General features: G+C 50.3%; 20 protein-coding genes. 10 read left to right on the forward strand and 10 right to left on the reverse strand.

Annotated features, from left to right (window positions below; genetic code table 11):
• Positions 1 to 234 precede the first annotated feature (234 nt).
• The 3 genes from rpsI to zapE form a co-directional block, all read right to left on the reverse strand.
• The gene (rpsI, locus tag ATY27_RS05935) at positions 235 to 627 is read right to left on the reverse strand and encodes a 30S ribosomal protein S9 (protein WP_208932831.1); all 393 of its coding nucleotides are present in this window, start codon (positions 625 to 627) and stop codon (positions 235 to 237) included.
• Positions 628 to 640: 13 nt separating this feature from the next.
• On the reverse strand, positions 641 to 1,069 hold the full coding sequence (gene rplM, locus ATY27_RS05940) for a 50S ribosomal protein L13 (RefSeq protein ID WP_208932832.1): 429 nt from the start codon (positions 1,067 to 1,069) through the stop codon (positions 641 to 643).
• 197 nt (positions 1,070 to 1,266) lie between these two features.
• Positions 1,267 to 2,358, reverse strand: a complete 1,092-nt coding sequence (zapE, locus tag ATY27_RS05945) for a cell division protein ZapE (protein WP_208933435.1) — start codon at positions 2,356 to 2,358, stop codon at positions 1,267 to 1,269.
• A 124-nt stretch (positions 2,359 to 2,482) separates the two neighbouring features.
• Between zapE and ATY27_RS05950 the strand changes: the two genes are divergently transcribed.
• The 3 genes from ATY27_RS05950 (at position 2,483) to ATY27_RS05960 (ending at position 5,617) form a co-directional block, all read left to right on the forward strand.
• Entirely contained in the window at positions 2,483 to 2,932 is a 450-nt protein-coding gene (locus ATY27_RS05950) for a YhcB family protein (protein ID WP_208932833.1), read from the forward strand.
• A 58-nt stretch (positions 2,933 to 2,990) separates the two neighbouring features.
• Positions 2,991 to 4,352, forward strand: coding sequence for a Do family serine endopeptidase (locus ATY27_RS05955; protein ID WP_208932834.1), 1,362 nt, complete (start codon positions 2,991 to 2,993; stop codon positions 4,350 to 4,352).
• Positions 4,353 to 4,531: 179 nt separating this feature from the next.
• The gene (locus ATY27_RS05960; protein ID WP_244151404.1) at positions 4,532 to 5,617 is read left to right on the forward strand and encodes a trypsin-like peptidase domain-containing protein; all 1,086 of its coding nucleotides are present in this window, start codon (positions 4,532 to 4,534) and stop codon (positions 5,615 to 5,617) included.
• A 67-nt stretch (positions 5,618 to 5,684) separates the two neighbouring features.
• Here ATY27_RS05960 and murA read toward each other — a convergent pair whose 3' ends face one another.
• The 7 genes from murA to mlaF all read right to left on the reverse strand — a co-directional run bounded on the left by murA (position 5,685) and on the right by mlaF (position 10,336).
• Positions 5,685 to 6,947: a UDP-N-acetylglucosamine 1-carboxyvinyltransferase gene (murA, locus tag ATY27_RS05965; protein ID WP_208932835.1), complete on the reverse strand. Its 1,263-nt coding sequence runs from the start codon at positions 6,945 to 6,947 to the stop codon at positions 5,685 to 5,687.
• Positions 6,948 to 6,953: 6 nt separating this feature from the next.
• Positions 6,954 to 7,211, reverse strand: coding sequence for a BolA family protein (locus tag ATY27_RS05970; RefSeq protein ID WP_208932836.1), 258 nt, complete (start codon positions 7,209 to 7,211; stop codon positions 6,954 to 6,956).
• A 120-nt stretch (positions 7,212 to 7,331) separates the two neighbouring features.
• Complete coding sequence (locus ATY27_RS05975; protein WP_208932837.1) at positions 7,332 to 7,622, reverse strand: STAS domain-containing protein; 291 nt, start codon at positions 7,620 to 7,622, stop codon at positions 7,332 to 7,334.
• Complete coding sequence (locus tag ATY27_RS05980; protein WP_244151405.1) at positions 7,615 to 8,286, reverse strand: ABC transporter substrate-binding protein; 672 nt, start codon at positions 8,284 to 8,286, stop codon at positions 7,615 to 7,617. Before ATY27_RS05980 ends, ATY27_RS05975 begins: the two co-directional genes overlap by 8 nt.
• Positions 8,283 to 8,750, reverse strand: coding sequence for an outer membrane lipid asymmetry maintenance protein MlaD (mlaD, locus tag ATY27_RS05985; protein ID WP_208932838.1), 468 nt, complete (start codon positions 8,748 to 8,750; stop codon positions 8,283 to 8,285). Before mlaD ends, ATY27_RS05980 begins: the two co-directional genes overlap by 4 nt.
• A 3-nt stretch (positions 8,751 to 8,753) precedes the next feature.
• Entirely contained in the window at positions 8,754 to 9,536 is a 783-nt protein-coding gene (gene mlaE, locus ATY27_RS05990; protein WP_208933438.1) for a lipid asymmetry maintenance ABC transporter permease subunit MlaE, read from the reverse strand.
• Positions 9,533 to 10,336: a phospholipid ABC transporter ATP-binding protein MlaF gene (gene mlaF, locus ATY27_RS05995; protein WP_244151406.1), complete on the reverse strand. Its 804-nt coding sequence runs from the start codon at positions 10,334 to 10,336 to the stop codon at positions 9,533 to 9,535. The genes mlaE and mlaF overlap by 4 nt, the downstream gene beginning before the upstream one ends.
• Before the next feature lie 489 nt (positions 10,337 to 10,825).
• Between mlaF and ATY27_RS06000 the strand changes: the two genes are divergently transcribed.
• Genes ATY27_RS06000 through hpf form a run of 7 tightly spaced genes read left to right on the forward strand, consistent with a single transcriptional unit; the run spans position 10,826 to position 15,953 of the window.
• Positions 10,826 to 11,794, forward strand: coding sequence for a KpsF/GutQ family sugar-phosphate isomerase (locus ATY27_RS06000; protein WP_244151407.1), 969 nt, complete (start codon positions 10,826 to 10,828; stop codon positions 11,792 to 11,794).
• Entirely contained in the window at positions 11,795 to 12,352 is a 558-nt protein-coding gene (gene kdsC, locus ATY27_RS06005) for a 3-deoxy-manno-octulosonate-8-phosphatase KdsC (RefSeq protein ID WP_208932840.1), read from the forward strand.
• The gene (gene lptC, locus ATY27_RS06010; protein WP_208932841.1) at positions 12,349 to 12,906 is read left to right on the forward strand and encodes an LPS export ABC transporter periplasmic protein LptC; all 558 of its coding nucleotides are present in this window, start codon (positions 12,349 to 12,351) and stop codon (positions 12,904 to 12,906) included. The genes kdsC and lptC overlap by 4 nt, the downstream gene beginning before the upstream one ends.
• Positions 12,893 to 13,381 carry a lipopolysaccharide transport periplasmic protein LptA gene (gene lptA / locus ATY27_RS06015; RefSeq protein WP_208932842.1) on the forward strand — a complete coding sequence of 163 codons (489 nt, stop codon included), beginning with the start codon at positions 12,893 to 12,895 and terminating at the stop codon, positions 13,379 to 13,381. The genes lptC and lptA overlap by 14 nt, the downstream gene beginning before the upstream one ends.
• A gap of 1 nt (position 13,382) precedes the next feature.
• Positions 13,383 to 14,108 (forward strand): LPS export ABC transporter ATP-binding protein, encoded by a 726-nt coding sequence (lptB, locus tag ATY27_RS06020; RefSeq protein WP_208932843.1) that lies wholly within the window; start codon positions 13,383 to 13,385, stop codon positions 14,106 to 14,108.
• 49 nt (positions 14,109 to 14,157) lie between these two features.
• Positions 14,158 to 15,636, forward strand: coding sequence for an RNA polymerase factor sigma-54 (locus ATY27_RS06025; RefSeq protein WP_208932844.1), 1,479 nt, complete (start codon positions 14,158 to 14,160; stop codon positions 15,634 to 15,636).
• Positions 15,637 to 15,665: 29 nt separating this feature from the next.
• Positions 15,666 to 15,953 carry a ribosome hibernation promoting factor gene (hpf, locus tag ATY27_RS06030; RefSeq protein ID WP_031566773.1) on the forward strand — a complete coding sequence of 96 codons (288 nt, stop codon included), beginning with the start codon at positions 15,666 to 15,668 and terminating at the stop codon, positions 15,951 to 15,953.
• Positions 15,954 to 15,972: the final 19 nt, after the last annotated feature.

Consider the following 15,972-nt stretch of genomic DNA (forward strand, 5'->3'; position numbering starts at 1 on the left):
TTTTTTTTCGCAATTTTTTGATCCCGGACAATGTGGGCAACAGACTGAATTTGCTTTACAAATTACTAACGATAAGCAGCAGCGCATCTGAGCAGAGCGTGCACCTTTATCACCATAGCTGTTTTATGCCGGACGCAAACAAGTATTACCGGACTTTGTCGAATTACCAGAGTGCAGAGCATTGTTTCAGACGAAAAAAAACCCGGCAGAAGCCGGGTTTTTCGGGAAAACGAATTAACGTTTTGAGTACTGTGGGCGCTTACGCGCTTTGTGCAGACCGACTTTCTTACGTTCTACCTTACGAGCGTCGCGGGTTACGAAACCAGCTTTACGCAGCGCAGGACGCAGAGATTCGTCAAATTCCATCAGTGCACGGGTGATACCGTGACGGATAGCACCAGCCTGACCAGAAATACCACCACCTTTAACAGTGATGTACATGTCAAACTTGCCAACCATTTCAACTAACTCTAATGGTTGCATAACAACCATACGAGCAGTTTCACGACCGAAGTATTCAGTGATAGTACGTTGGTTGATAACGATGTTACCAGCACCCGCTTTCAGGAATACACGTGCAGTAGAGGTCTTACGACGACCAGTACCGTAATATTGATTCTGTGCCATGTCTATGCTCCCGTTAGATGTCTAAAACTTGTGGTTGCTGGGCAGCGTGCTGATGCTCGGCGCCTGCATACACTTTTAACTTACGGAACATAGCGCGACCCAGTGGACCTTTTGGCAGCATGCCTTTGATCGCGGTCTCCAGTACCATCTCAGGTTTTTTATCCAGCAGCTTTTCAAAGTTAATTTCTTTGATGCCACCTGGGAAACCAGAGTGAGAATAGTACATTTTGTTTTTCGCTTTGTTACCAGTTACAGTCACTTTGTCAGCGTTAACTACGATGATGTAGTCGCCGGTGTCAACGTGTGGCGTGTATTCTGGCTTGTGCTTGCCGCGCAGACGGCTAGCGATTTCAGTTGACAGACGACCCAGGGTTTTACCTGCGGCATCAACAACGAACCAGTCGCGAGTTACGCTTTCTGGTTTAGCAGTAAAAGTTTTCATCAAAAACTACCCAAAAATAAATATGTTACACCTTACACAACCTACTCAGGCTGCGTCGTTTATCGTACCCCTTCGAGTACTGCAAACTGCCAGGCTACGGCAGAATCAGGCTGTAACGTGGGCCGGCGGCGGATTATAAAGGAAGGCTGCACAAAAAACAGCTGTTTTGTGCAGATTTTTTCGATCGAATCAGTGTTTTACGGCAGATGGGCCAGCGCCAGATAATCCTGTGACTGCATTTCCTGCAGACGGCTCAGGCAGCGCCGGAACTCAAACGACAGAATTCCCTGCGTGTACAGCTGCTCCATTGGCAATTCTGCCGAAATAATCAGCTTCACTTTACGCTCATAAAACTCATCGACCAACGCGATAAAACGGCGCGCCACATCGTCATTGCCCTGCCCCATCTGCTTCACACCGCTTAGCAGCAGCGTATGGTAGATTTTCGACAGTTCCATGTAGTCATACTGGCTGCGCATCGTTTCGCATAACTCACTGAATTCAAACCAGATAATGCCATCAGCCTCACGTCGATACTGCAGCTTGCGGCTGGCAATTTCAATCTGGCCATCCTGCTGTCGCGGCTCGACCGACAACGCCAAAAAATACTGCTGCAAATTTTGCTCAGCTTTTTCATCGAGCGGCGCGTGATAGATTTCTGCCTGCTGCAAAGTGCGTAAGCGGTAATCAATCCCACTGTCGACATTCACTACATCGGTATATTGTTTAATCAATGCAATCGCCGGCAAAAACCGCGCGCGCTGCAAGCCATTACGGTATAAACCATCCGGCTCAATGTTCGATGTCGCCACCAGCGTGATGCCGCGGGCAAACAAGGCCTGCATCAGCGTGCCCAGGATCATCGCATCAGTGATATCCGAGACAAAAAACTCGTCAAAACAGATGATATCCACATCACGTTTGAAGTGGTCCGCGACTTTTTCCAATGGATTGGGCTCACCCGCCAACGCTTTCAGTTCGTCATGGACTTTGTGCATAAACCGGTGAAAATGCACACGCAGTTTGCGGTTCCCGGGTAAACATTCAAAAAATGTATCTACCAGATAGGTCTTGCCACGGCCAACACCGCCCCAGAAATACAAACCTTTAAGCGGGTTTGATTCAGGCTTCTTCCCTAATAACTTATTGAAAATAGTAATTTTTTTAGGAGCGTGACTGACAAAATCGTCATACAGGCGTTGCAGTTGCAACACGGCATGTTGCTGAGCGGCATCAAACTGAAAATCGGGGCGCTGTAAATCAAGCTGATATTTTTGCTGTGGCGTCATCATACAATGCAGTGCGGGCGCAGGTTCTGGCCGGGAAAAGTTAACGCTTATAGTAACATGCCTTACCACTACCGATAAGAAGATCGGTTACACTTGACAGTAAATCGTAGTTCCAGGAGTTGTTATGTTGATGTCTTCCATTCTTTGGCTGATAGCCGGTTTAGTGATTGGTGCTGCAGCCGCCCGTTTTTACAGTGTCCGGCAATTTAATCAGAACAAACTGCAGGTTGAACTCGAAGAGAGTAAATCCCAGTTGCAAAATTATCGCACGGAAGTGTCCGACCATCTGGAGACCACCCAACGGCTGATGAGTCAGTTGCAGGATAACTACGAACAAATCGTCCGCCATATGGCCAGTACCAAGATGACGCTGGTCGACAAAGCCCCGGTGCAACGCCCGACGCATTTGAATTATTTGTCGACAGATACAGCGGAACATATTCGTAAATCGCTTGGCCAAATCGATGAACGCCGACGCAAACAAGTGTCACATGCACAGCAACCGCTTGATTATGCGGGCCATTCCAGCGGGTTGATGAAAACCTTCCCAACAGAAAAAAATTCAGGAAACTGAAACTTTTTAAAAATGCACCGGTCTTCAGAGGCAGTTACCCGATGGAGACAAGTGCGTTATGAATATGAAGTTATCCTTTGTCACCGCAAGTATTCTTGCAGTTTTTCTGTTAGCTCAACCAAGCCCTGCAGCGGCTAAACTCCCTTTCTTCGGTGCCGAAGCCGGCACCGAAATGCCTAGCCTGGCCCCGATGCTCGACAAAGTGACCCCTGCCGTCGTCAACATTAACGTTGCTGGCAACCGCGAAGTGCGTCAACGGGTGCCGGATGCGTTCCAACAGTTTTTTGGTCAAGGCGAAATGCGCCGCTCTCAGCCATTCCGCGGTTTGGGTTCCGGCGTCATCATTGATGCCGCCAAAGGTTATGTGGTTACCAACTCTCATGTCATTAATCAAGCCGATGAAATTCAGGTCACCTTAAAAGATGGCCGGACTTTTGATGCAAAAAAAATCGGTGAAGATCCGGACAGCGATATCGCACTGTTGCAAATCAAAGCCGACAACCTGACCGCTATCACGGTCTCGGATTCTGACACGCTGCGGGTCGGCGATTTTACCGTCGCCATTGGTAATCCGTTTGGTTTAGGTCAAACCGTCACTTCCGGTATTGTCAGTGCGCTTGGCCGCGGTGGTCTTGATATTGAAAAATATGAAGATTTCATCCAGACCGACGCAGCGATCAATAGCGGTAACTCCGGTGGTGCTCTGGTCAACTTAAAAGGTGAGCTGATTGGTATTAACACCGCCATATTAGGACCAAATGGCGGCAATATCGGTATCGGTTTTGCTATTCCGTCGACGATGATGAAAAATCTGGTTAATCAAATTATTGAATTTGGCGAAGTAAAACGTGGCGTGCTCGGTATTGAAGGGAATGACCTGAATGCCGAACTGGCAAAAAATATGAACGTAAAAACCAACAAAGGTGTGTTTGTTGGCAAAGTAACACCAAATTCCGGCGCGGAAAAAGCGGGGATAAAAGCGGGTGATGCGATCGTAAGCCTGAATGGTAAGCCAATCCAGAGCATGTCTGAACTGCGTGCCAAAGTTGGTACACTCGGGGTAGGTAAATCGGTCAAACTTGGTGTTTTGCGCGAAGATAAACAGGTCTCGCTGGATGTAAAACTTTCTGCCGCGGATCAGGCTAATGTCACCGCAGCGAATTTGCATGACATGTTGGCTGGAGCCAACTTTGCTAACGGTAAAACTGCCGACGGCGATGCGGGCGTGTTGATTGTTGAAGTTGCCGACGGATCGCCGGCAGCAAGGCTAGGATTGGCGAAAAACGATGTGATTATCGGTGTGGGGCGTACTCGTATTGAAAATATCAATCAGCTCCGTACTATCCTGGAAGGGGCGCAAGGTGTGATTGCTCTGCAAATTCAACGGGATAACACTGTATTCTATACGTTGATCCGTTAATTCGTACCATCAGATAAAGCCGGGGCAACCCGGCTTTTTATTTGCAAAAATGCTGAAGCCTGGCTATGTCCAAGCAGGCCACGACAAGCCCAATTTCATGATCAGTAACGTTTTTTCTGCTGCAGCTTTGCCGGCATCAATGCTATGCTGAAACATTCCTGAGCTCAGATAGAACTGTCGTGACTAATTTCCTGCTGCTGATTTTTAAGGGCGTGGCCTATGGGCTGGCACTTGCACTGCTTTACCTGCTTCTTGCCCCGTCCGGGCAATTGCAGCTTGCCCATCTGCTGCAGCCTGAAGAATCCGAGCCAGCCGCCATATCTTATGCCAGAGCAGTCCGCGCCGCGGCACCAGCAGTAGTTAATGTTTATACGCGCAGTACTCAATTGGACGAGCGCTCGTATGAGCGCCGTGTCATCCAGAATCAATCACTGGGTTCGGGCGTGATCATGCGCAGCGATGGTTATATCGTGACCAATTACCACGTCGTACACGGTGCCGACCAAATCGTCGTTGCGCTGCAGGATGGCCGGCAGCTCGATGCACTGTTGATCGGCCAGGATCAAATGACCGACCTTGCCGTGCTGAAAGTCGAAGCAGAAGATCTGCCGGTTATTCCACAAAATCCGGAACTGGCGCCACAAGTCGGCGACCTGGTACTTGCGATTGGTAACCCGTTAAATCTGGGCCAATCAATCACTCAAGGCATTATCAGCGCGACAGGCCGGGCTGGCCTCAGTACCAATTCATACACCGATTTTATGCAAATGGACGCGGCCATCAATGAAGGCAACTCAGGTGGCGCGCTGGTCAATAGTAATGGCGTGTTAGTCGGCATTAATACCGCTGCGTTTCAGCGTCAGCGCAATCTGGAAGTGCAGGGAATTTTCTTTGCTGTGCCGTATAAACTGGCCGCGACTGTGATGCAAAAGCTGATTAAACACGGGCGAGTTGTGCGGGGGGCGCTTGGGATGAATGGTATTCCGGTCGTTAATGCTGCTGGCGAGCGTCAGGTATCAACCGGTCAGCCATTTTATGGCGTGCTGATCGACCAGGTTGAGCCTTTTGGTCCTGCTGATACTGCCGGCGTGCAACAAGGCGATATTCTGTTGCAGGTCGATCATAAGGCACTGACGAGCGTTGGTCAGGCCTTGGACATCGTGGCTGAAACCGAGCCTGGCTCAGAGATTGATTTATTACTGGAAAGGCAAGGTCAAAAAGTGACGCTCAAATGCCGGATAGGCTTAAGGCCTGAAGCTGAATAGACGTCAATGCTGACAACAAAAACGCCCGCAACCGCGGGCATTTTTTTAAGCACATAATACAGAGTGATTAAACCGGCGCGTTAATCCGTGTTATCTCTGCACCTAATTTCTGCAACTTAAACTCGATCTGCTCGTAACCACGGTCAATATGATAAATGCGGTCAACAACAGTGTCGCCTTGCGCAACCAGACCAGCAATCACCAGACTGGCTGATGCACGCAGATCAGTCGCCATCACTTGCGCGGCGTTCAGCTGTGGCGTGTGCTGACACACAGCCGTATTGCCTTCCAGCTGGATCAGCGCACCCATCCGCTGCAGTTCCGGCACATGCATAAAGCGATTTTCAAAGATAGTCTCGGTAACAACGCCGACTCCACTTGCCACCACATTGAGCACAGTGAACTGCGCCTGCATATCGGTCGGAAAGCCCGGATGTGGCACTGTTTTCACGTTGACAGAATTTAAGCTACGCCCAGTCATATTCAGGCGGATCCAATCAGCCCCGGTGGTGACTTCAGCACCGGCTTCCCGTAATTTTTCCATCACGACTTCAAGTTCAGCCGGATCGGTATTGGTACAGGTCACATCCCCGCCAGTAACGGCCGCAGCGACCAGAAAAGTGCCGGTTTCAATCCGATCCGGCAGCACTTTGTGCTTGGCACCGACTAACGACGGCACCCCTTCAATCCGGATTGTTGCACTGCCAGCACCACTGATTTTCGCTCCTAAAGCAATCAGATAATTAGCTAAATCAACTACTTCAGGCTCACGGGCAGCATTTTCGATGATGGTCACACCATCAGCCAGCGTTGCCGCCATCAACAGGTTTTCGGTGCCAGTGACACTGACCATGTCCATCACCAGATGTGCGCCTTTTAACCGGTCAACCCGCGCTTTGATATAGCCATTTTCCACGACAATCTGCGCACCCATTTTACGCAGGCCATCGATGTGCAGATTGACCGGACGCGCACCGATCGCGCAGCCACCCGGTAACGATACTTCGGCATAACCAAAACGGGCTAACAATGGCCCTAACGCCAGAATAGATGCGCGCATTGTGCGCACCAGCTCGTATGGCGCCAGCTGACTGGTGATGTTGGTCGCGTCGACGGTCACCCGATCAGCGTCACGCTCAACGACGGCGCCAAACATCCGCAGCAGTTTAAATGTGGTGTCGATATCTTTTAACGCAGGCACATTACTGATCACTGATGGCTGTTCAGCCAGCAGGGTTGCAAACAGGATCGGTAATGCGGCGTTTTTCGCACCGGAAATAGATACTTCGCCTTGCAGGCGGGCGCCGCCTTTGACTAAAAATTGTTGCATCTTTGCTTACACCGGCGGGTTAAGGAGTTTTTCACGACGCCATTGGGTTGGCGTGAAGGCTTTAATTTGCAGGGCATGAATACTGCCGTTGGCAATATCACTCATCAGCGGTGCGTACACCAGCTGCTGTTGTTTTACCCGGCTCAAGCCGTCAAAACAATCGCCCACGGCCGTGACAGAGTAATGACTGCCATCAGTTTTCACATACACTTCAGCCAGTTGCAGCTGCTCAAGCAACCGCTGTTCAATCTCTTTACAATCCATCTGGATACCCTTGTGCCACAGTGTGGTGGTTTGCGAGCGTCCGTTAACCGGACAATCGCCAAAAATAAAACCCGGCGTACTGGCGCCGGGTTGTCATTATATCCTGCCTCGGAGTGCTTTTCAGCTCTCTGTCGGTAAAAGGCTTAATACATCACTGACCGCAGCCAGTGAACGCAATTGCGCCGGCATGCCACGTAACGTGACCTGCAGAGATTTTGCCTTTGCCTGCGACAATACCTGGATCAGCCAGGCCAGGCCTGCTGTATCCACATGCTTTAATGCGGCAAGGTCAAACACCGCATTGCCCTGCAGACTCTGCAATGGTTTAAATGGCCAGAACTGCACGACGGTGTTGCGATCCAGCTCGCCGCTGAATACCAGTACTTGCTGTTCCTGACGGATCTCAAGCATTTTTCGCTTTCTCAGGCGCTTTGATCGGCGCTTTGGCTTTCTCTTCTAACTGCGCAGCCACGCTGACCAAGCCTTGCTGACGGATCAGGCTGCCCAGTTCAGAACGCTTGCTATCCAGTAAAGAAATACCTTCGGCGACCATGTCAAAGACCAACCAGTTACTCGCACCTTTGACGCGACGCAGTTTAAATTCGATTTTGATATCCGGTTTACCAGGGTCGATCACCCGGGTTTTGATCGTGATAATTTTCTTTTGGGCTTCAATCGGTTGACCCGGTTCAATCATCACTTGCTGATCGCGATACTGGGTAAATACACCGGCATAAGTACCAACCATGTAGTTCTGGAAGGCGCCAACAAAAGTATTAAAATCTTCCTTCGGCACTGTATTCAGTTTGACTGCGTTGCCAATGACATAACCAGCTGCGTAACGGCTGTCGATATAAGGCACCAGCTCTTCTGTGACGATTGTACGCAGAATTTCCGGATCCTTTTTGATGTCAGCCTGTTGCCGGGCAATACGTTGGAAGGTTTTATCTGCCAGCACTTCCATCATTTTGTATGGGTCGTCATATTTCGGCACTGCAGCGTCTGCCGCCTGAGCCTGCGAAAACGCCAGCAGCGCAGTCGCCGCCAGCAATACTTTGAATAATGCTTTCATCATTGATTCCCACGATTGAATAAGAACTGGCCAATGAGCTCTTCCAGCACAATGGCGGATTTGGTGTCTTCGATGTAGTCACCGTTTTTCAGAATTTCAACGTTCTCATCGACAAAACCCGGCTGTAATCCGATGTATTGTTCCCCCAGTAGCCCTGAGGTCAGGATCGCCAGTGAACTGGTTTCCGGAAAATTGTTATAACTGCTGTTGATCTCCAGTGTAACCACCGGTTGAAACGATTCCGGATCTAACTGAATTGACGCGACCCGTCCAACCACAACACCACCGACTTTGATCGGTGAACGCGCCTTCAGGCCGCCAATATTTTCAAACTTAGCTAATAACTGATAGCTCTGATCCGAACCGGCGACACCGGTATTGGCCACTTTGAGTGCCAATAACAACAACGCTGCGATCGCCAATGCGACAAAAAAACCTACAAATAACTCTAATTTACGTGATGCCATTTCTCATCCACCAAACATGACAGCGGTTAATACAAAATCAAAACCCAGTACAGCCAGTGAGGCTGTCACCACAGTCTGAGTCGTTGCCTGACTGATCCCTTCCGACGTTGGGACCGCATCAAAACCTTTGTGCAGCGCAATCACAGTCACCACAAAGGCAAACACGATACTTTTGATCACGCCATTAATGACATCCTGCTGGAAATCGACATTAGCCTGCATCGCAGACCAGTAGCCGCCACCATCAACACCGAGCCAGTCGACACCAACCAGATGGCCGCCCAGAATGCCGACCGCATTAAAAATCAGCGCCAATAATGGCATACTGATGACGCCGGCCCAGAACCGAGGCGCGATGACCCGACGCAGCGGATCAACAGCCATCATCTCCATACTCGACAACTGTTCCGTGGCTTTCATCAGACCGATCTCTGCGGTCAGCGCACTGCCCGCCCGACCGGCAAACAGTAACGCAGTCACGACCGGTCCCAGTTCACGTAACAGACTGAGCGCTACCAAAGGCCCTAACATCTGTTCGGCACCGAACTTAGCCAGAACTGTATAGCCTTGCAGCGCCAGCACCATGCCGATAAACAGGCCGGATACCAGAATGATCAGCAATGACAACACACCGACCACATAAATCTGTTTCATATACAGATGCCAGTTCTTCAGCGGCCGTGGCCGCCCCCATAAGGCACCAAACAACATCAGAGTTGCCCGGCCAAGGCCCTGCAACGTACCTAGTGTGTTGGCACCTAACTGCTGGATTTGATTCAGCATCAGCGGCTTAACTCCATTAATTCAGTAGCATAATCGGCTGCTTTAAAGTGGAACGGCACAGGCCCGTCCGCTTGTCCCTGCAGGAATTGCTGCACCAGCGGTGATTCGTGTTGGCGCAACTGCTCGGGTGTACCGTGGCCAATGACACGACGTTCCGCCACCACATAAACGTAATCGGCGATACTCATCACTTCAGCGACGTCATGCGACACAACAATAGAAGTCAGCCCCAACGCATCATTCAAGGAGCGTATCAACCGGACTATCACGCCCATTGAAATCGGATCCTGTCCGGCAAATGGCTCGTCGTACATAATCAATTGCGGATCTAATGCAATAGCCCGCGCCAGTGCCGCGCGGCGCGCCATGCCACCGGAGAGTTCTGCCGGCATTAAATCCCGGGCGCCGCGTAACCCAACCGCTTCAAGCTTCATCAGCACCATTGTGCGGATAATGGCTTCCGGCAGCCGGGTATGTTCGCGAATCGGAAATGCGACGTTGTCGAACACCGACATCTCGGTAAACAACGCGCCACTCTGGAATAACATGCTCATTTTTTTGCGGGCCTGATACAGCTCCTGCCGGCTGAGCGTGGGAATATTAGCCCCCTCAAACAGGATTTTGCCGCTGTCCGGCTTTAACTGACCACCTATCAGCCGTAGCAGTGTCGTTTTACCGATGCCGCTTGGCCCCATGATCGCGGTAACTTTGCCCCGCTGAAATTGCATACTCATGTCGTCATAGATGACACGATCGCCGCGGCGGAAAGTCAAATTCTGAATATCAACCAATGGCTTATCCAAACCAAACTCCATTCGTTTCTCGCTATGCACATTCCTGGCCGGAGTGCTGATTCCGGTCCCTGCACTGGCAGGCGGGAAAAAACGGCGCAATATACGGTGACTGACAGTACTATGCAAGGCAAACGCCTAATTAATCACCGCATTTTAACCGCATTCAGCACCGGCGTCGCTCTGAAAAATTGTAATTATCAGTTGCAGAATTTAGAACTGTCGGCCTTTACCTCACCGGTAGCTCCGACAAGTGTGGCACTGGCCACTTATCAGCTGCTGAAAAGTTGTCATCGCAACAAGCTTGTGCTGCTTGAATACGGCCATCGGTTCAGGTTTTTTTGCAATTACCGGACAGAAACTGGAAAATGCTGCGTTATCAACGCCTGCTTTCAGCTTTTGGCTGATTGCATTTGCTTATAATTCGCATTTTGCCGGCGTTAACTGAATATCAGCTTAATAGAGCTGTGGTGTCAGGCACGAATGGGCTGGAGGATTGGGGTGAGCACGAATTTTTGCGAGACCGCCACGCGGGTGCTGGATATCGAAGCTAAGGCAATCATTGGCCTTAAAATATATATAGATCAAAGCTTTAATGATGCCTGCCATTTATTCTTCAATACGCGCGGCAGGGTCATTGTCAGTGGTATGGGCAAATCCGGCCATATTGGCAATAAAATTGCCGCCACGCTGGCATCAACAGGTACACCGGCCTTTTTTGTCCATCCGGGCGAAGCCAGTCACGGTGACCTCGGCATGATCACCCAAGCCGATGTGGTGCTGGCCTTATCTAATTCCGGTGAAACCGAAGAAATTCTGAAGTTACTGCCGGTACTCAAACGCCAGGGTATTGCGATTGTCGCGATGACTGGTAACCCGGACTCCACACTGGCAAAGCTGGCGGATATACATTTGTGTGCCCGCGTCGAACAGGAAGCCTGCCCGCTTGGTCTGGCCCCAACTGCCAGCACCACCGCAGCGCTGGCATTGGGTGATGCTATCGCCGTTGCTTTACTGGAAGCCCGGGGCTTTTCCGCTGATGATTTTGCCTTGTCCCATCCGGGCGGCAGTCTCGGCCGGCGTCTGTTACTGCGCATCAGTGATGTGATGCACGATGGCAATCAAATTCCACTGGTTGACGAGCAAGCGACCATTTCAGCCGCACTGCTGGAAATTTCCCGTAAAGGCCTCGGCATGACTGGGGTATTAAATGCGCAAGGTCAACTAGCCGGCATTTTTACCGATGGTGACCTGCGGCGGATCCTTGACCAGCGCATTGACATTCATCAGACGCTGATTGTCAGCGTGATGACGCGGAACTGTGTCACAATCCGGTCAGAGCTGCTGGCCGCTGAGGCGCTGAAAATTATGGAGCAAAAGAAAATTAATGCCCTGATGGTCGTCGATGCCAACAAAGTGCCGGTCGGCGCACTGAACATGCACGATTTATTGCGCGCAGGAGTGCTCTGAATGACATTGGGTTATCGAGAACTTTATCAGCCTTTAAGCGCCGAAGCAGAAGAAAAAGCAAGCCAGATCAAACTGTTAATTTGCGACATTGACGGAGTTTTTTCCGACGGCCGTATTTATCTGGGTAACGACGGCGAAGAACTGAAAGCGTTTCATACACGCGATGGTTACGGCGTCAAAGCACTGCGCCAGGCCGGCATTGAAGTGGCTATTATTACCGGACGACGTTCATTGATCGTCGAAAAACGTATGCAGGCTTTGACGGTACAGCATATTTTTCAGGGCCAGGAAGATAAAATGCCGGCATATCAGCAATTAAAACAGCAGATGATGCTGGCCGATCAACACATCGCATACATAGGTGATGACTTATCTGACTGGGCCGTGATGCAACATGTGGGTCTGTCTGTTGCCGTCGCTGATGCGCATCCATTGTTGCGCCAGCGGGCGACTCTGACGACCAGCTTGCCGGGTGGTTTTGGCGCTGTACGCGAACTTTGTGACCTGTTATTACTCTCTCAGCACAAGTTTGGTAATTTTTCAGGAAGCAGCACATGATCAGGCAATTGTTCTGGTTATTTCTGGTACTCACCGGCGCCACAGTGTTATACAGCTGGATTGAAGCGGCTGATGAACCAAAGCAAAAACCAGTCGAACGTGAACTGGTACCGGATTTTGTTGCCTACCAGCTAACCCGGCGCAGTTTTGATAAAGACGGCAATTTGTCCGGTCAGGTCAAAGCCGCGCAGATGGCACATTTTGAACAGCTGGGTCAGATCCAGTTTGAACAACCGGCCTACACGCTGTATGAAGATCGGCAGCCGCGTTGGCAAATCAGCAGTGCCCAGGGCGTGTTTTATCAGGATAATAAGGTCATTCTGGAGCAGAATGTCCAGGTGGATAACCTGCATTCTGACGAAATGTTTAAACAAATTCAGACCGAACAGCTGGAAATGCTGCTCGATACGCAAATGCTGCAAACCGACCATCCGGTACTGGTACTGGGCCAGAGTTTTCAAATCCATGGTCAGGGTCTGCAAGCTGATTTAGCCGCGCAAAAATTGCGCCTGTTCAAGCATCAGGGGACGGTATATCAACATGAAAATCAATAAGCTGGGTTGTTTGTGCCTGCTGCTAATCAGTATAACCGCTACAGCAAAAACAACCGACTTCAGCGAACCTATTGAAGTCAACGCGGACCGCAACGAAGCCAGCCTGAAACAGCAAATGCTGGTTTACTCCGGCAATGTCATCGTCAAACAAGGCACTTTATTGATTAAAGCGGAAAAGCTGACAGTCGATCGCTCCGCCGGAGAAGGTAAAGAAGTATTCATCGCTGTTGGGCAACCTGCGGTGTACTCACAAGTGCTGGATGGTGACAAACCGATCCAGGCCAGCGCCGAAGAAATTCGTTATGCCATGGCGACCCGGGTGCTGACCCTGACCGGTAAAGCGGAAATCACCCAGAGTGGCAGCCTGGTACGAAGCGCCAAAATTGAATATGACCTGTTGAAACAACAACTCAGTGCCGAAGGTGAAAAAGGCAAAGAACGGGTCACAACTATCTTTACCTCTGAAGGAAAATAGGGTGAAAAAGCTTGTTGCTGCGCACCTGGCGAAGAGTTACAAAGGCCGCCAGGTAGTCAAAGACGTCAGTCTGGAAGTAGGTGCCGGCCAGATTGTTGGATTATTAGGTCCAAATGGCGCCGGCAAGACCACCACATTTTATATGATTGTAGGCCTGGTGCCGTCTGACAAAGGCCAAATCACTTTGGGCGGTAATGACATCACTTTTGATCCGATCCATGCCCGCGCCCGGCAGGGGATTGGTTATCTGCCGCAGGAAAGCTCGATTTTCCGTAAATTAACGGTGTTTGAGAACCTGATGGCAATCTTACAAATCCGCAAAGATCTGACCGAAGATCAGCGCGAACAAACTGCCGACGAACTGTTGGATGAATTTAATATCACCCATATCCGCAACAGTCTGGGCATGAGTCTGTCCGGTGGCGAACGGCGTCGCGTCGAAATCGCCCGGGCATTGGCGGCCAATCCGGCATTCATTCTGCTGGATGAGCCCTTTGCCGGTGTAGACCCAATCTCAGTGCTCGACATCAAAAAAATCATTCAGCACCTGCGTAATCGTGGCATCGGTGTGTTAATTACCGACCATAATGTCCGCGAGACCCTTGATGTTTGTGAGATCGCCTATATCGTCAGTCATGGGGAGCTGATCGCCTCTGGTACACCGGCTGAGGTATTGGCCAACCAGCAAGTCAGAGATGTATACCTCGGTGATCAATTCAGGCTATAGTTAGCAAAAAACCAGTCCCCAGCTGGTCGTCAGGAGTGACAAGAAGTACATGAAGCCATCTTTACAACTTCGGCTTGGACAGCAACTAACAATGACGCCTCAGCTGCAGCAAGCCATCAAGCTGCTTCAGCTGTCGACCATTGAATTGCAACAGGAAATCCAGGAAGCACTGGATGCCAACCCCCTGCTTGAAGCCGAAGATGAATTTAGTTTTTCCGAAGCCCCCAGCGGCAATGAATTGCAGAATACTGACCCTGCACCTGAACATAACAGCGCTGATGAATATGCTGAACCAGAAGTACCGGACAGCAGCGAGTCGATGACCGAACAGAACATCAAAGAAGATTTGCCCCTCGACAGCAACTGGGACGACCTGGTCAGTGCAGCCCCGGTTTCCGGTACAGGCTCACCTGACGAAGATACCGTGTTCCAGGGCGAAACCACGGAAACCTTACAGGATTATCTGCGCTGGCAAATGCAGCTGACGCCGTTTAGCGAAACGGACCGTGCCATTGCCGAAATTATTATCGAAGCCATCGACGAAAACGGCCTGCTGACTATCAGCTGTGAGGACGTGCTCGAATCGCTGGGCCTTGATGACATCGAAGCGGACGAAGTGGAAGCCGTGTTGAAACGGATCCAGCTTTTTGACCCGGTTGGTGTGGGTGCCCGCACGATCCAGGAATGTTTATTGATTCAGTTGCGCCAGTTTGACCCGCATACACCGTTCCTGAAAGAAACCTGCGAAATAATTAAGCATCACAGCGAATATTTAGCCAATCGTGATTTCCGTTCTCTGATGCGCGTGTCTAAACTGAAAGAAGATGATCTGCGTGAAGTAATGCGACTCATCCACAGCCTGAATCCCCGCCCTGGCGCGGATGTGATCCGGCAGGAACAGCAGTATACGGTGCCGGACGTGTCGGTGAAGAAAGTTAAAGGCCGCTGGATGGTCGAACTGAATCCCGATGCCTTTCCGAAGATCCGAATTAATGAACAATACGCGGCGATGTCGCGACAAGTACGCAATTCATCAGACAGCCAGTTTATCCGCTCGCATCTGCAGGAAGCCAAGTGGTTCCTGAAGAGTCTGGAGAGTCGCAACGAAACGTTATTAAAAGTGGCCAACTGTATCGTTCAGCAACAACAGGCGTTTTTTGAACACGGCGAAGAAGCCATGAAGCCGATGGTGCTGAATGATGTGGCAGAGATGGTCGGCATGCACGAATCAACGATTTCCCGGGTCACCACCCAGAAATATATGCATACCCCGCGCGGAATTTTTGAACTTAAGTTCTTCTTTTCCAGTCACGTCAGTACAGAGAGCGGCGGCGAATGTTCGTCAACCGCGATCCGTGCCTTTATTAAGAAATTGGTGGCGGCGGAAAATCCGGCCAAACCGCTCAGTGATAGCAGAATGGCCGAGATCCTGTCGGAACAGGGGATAAACGTCGCGCGGCGTACCATCGCCAAGTATCGGGAATCTCTTTATATTCCGCCGTCTAATCAACGTAAGAGCTTGCTCTAAGTAAGTGCTCACCTAAGAAGGAAATGTCTATGCAAATTAATCTAACTGGTCGTCATGTAGAAATTACTGCAGCACTGAGAGAATATGTAGACAGCAAATTTGCCAAGCTTGAGAGACATTTTGACCATATCAACAATGTGCATGTCGTGCTCAATGTCGAGAAGTTAAAACAAATCGCCGAAGCCAAACTGCATTTAAACGGCGGAGAGGTGTTTGCGCAGTGTGAAGATGATAACATGTACGCCGCGATTGACCTGTTGATCGATAAACTGGATCGTCAGGTCATCAAACACAAAGAGAAAATTTCTCGTCACTGAACTCTGGATTTATGAACCT

This window comes from Rheinheimera sp. F8 (genome assembly GCF_001518915.1).

What these genes read in the sequence shown, in the direction of transcription:
- rpsI (WP_208932831.1), bottom strand. Translation starts at nt 627, where the DNA reads ATGGCACAGAATCAATATTACGGTACTGGTCGTCGTAAGACCTCTACT.
- rplM (WP_208932832.1), bottom strand. Translation starts at nt 1,069, where the DNA reads ATGAAAACTTTTACTGCTAAACCAGAAAGCGTAACTCGCGACTGGTTC.
- zapE (WP_208933435.1), bottom strand. Translation starts at nt 2,358, where the DNA reads ATGACGCCACAGCAAAAATATCAGCTTGATTTACAGCGCCCCGATTTT.
- ATY27_RS05950 (WP_208932833.1), top strand. Translation starts at nt 2,483, where the DNA reads ATGTTGATGTCTTCCATTCTTTGGCTGATAGCCGGTTTAGTGATTGGT.
- ATY27_RS05955 (WP_208932834.1), top strand. Translation starts at nt 2,991, where the DNA reads ATGAATATGAAGTTATCCTTTGTCACCGCAAGTATTCTTGCAGTTTTT.
- murA (WP_208932835.1), bottom strand. Translation starts at nt 6,947, where the DNA reads ATGCAACAATTTTTAGTCAAAGGCGGCGCCCGCCTGCAAGGCGAAGTA.
- ATY27_RS05970 (WP_208932836.1), bottom strand. Translation starts at nt 7,211, where the DNA reads ATGGATTGTAAAGAGATTGAACAGCGGTTGCTTGAGCAGCTGCAACTG.
- ATY27_RS05975 (WP_208932837.1), bottom strand. Translation starts at nt 7,622, where the DNA reads ATGCTTGAGATCCGTCAGGAACAGCAAGTACTGGTATTCAGCGGCGAG.
- ATY27_RS05980 (WP_244151405.1), bottom strand. Translation starts at nt 8,286, where the DNA reads ATGATGAAAGCATTATTCAAAGTATTGCTGGCGGCGACTGCGCTGCTG.
- mlaD (WP_208932838.1), bottom strand. Translation starts at nt 8,750, where the DNA reads ATGGCATCACGTAAATTAGAGTTATTTGTAGGTTTTTTTGTCGCATTG.
- kdsC (WP_208932840.1), top strand. Translation starts at nt 11,795, where the DNA reads ATGACATTGGGTTATCGAGAACTTTATCAGCCTTTAAGCGCCGAAGCA.
- lptC (WP_208932841.1), top strand. Translation starts at nt 12,349, where the DNA reads ATGATCAGGCAATTGTTCTGGTTATTTCTGGTACTCACCGGCGCCACA.
- lptA (WP_208932842.1), top strand. Translation starts at nt 12,893, where the DNA reads ATGAAAATCAATAAGCTGGGTTGTTTGTGCCTGCTGCTAATCAGTATA.
- ATY27_RS06025 (WP_208932844.1), top strand. Translation starts at nt 14,158, where the DNA reads ATGAAGCCATCTTTACAACTTCGGCTTGGACAGCAACTAACAATGACG.
- hpf (WP_031566773.1), top strand. Translation starts at nt 15,666, where the DNA reads ATGCAAATTAATCTAACTGGTCGTCATGTAGAAATTACTGCAGCACTG.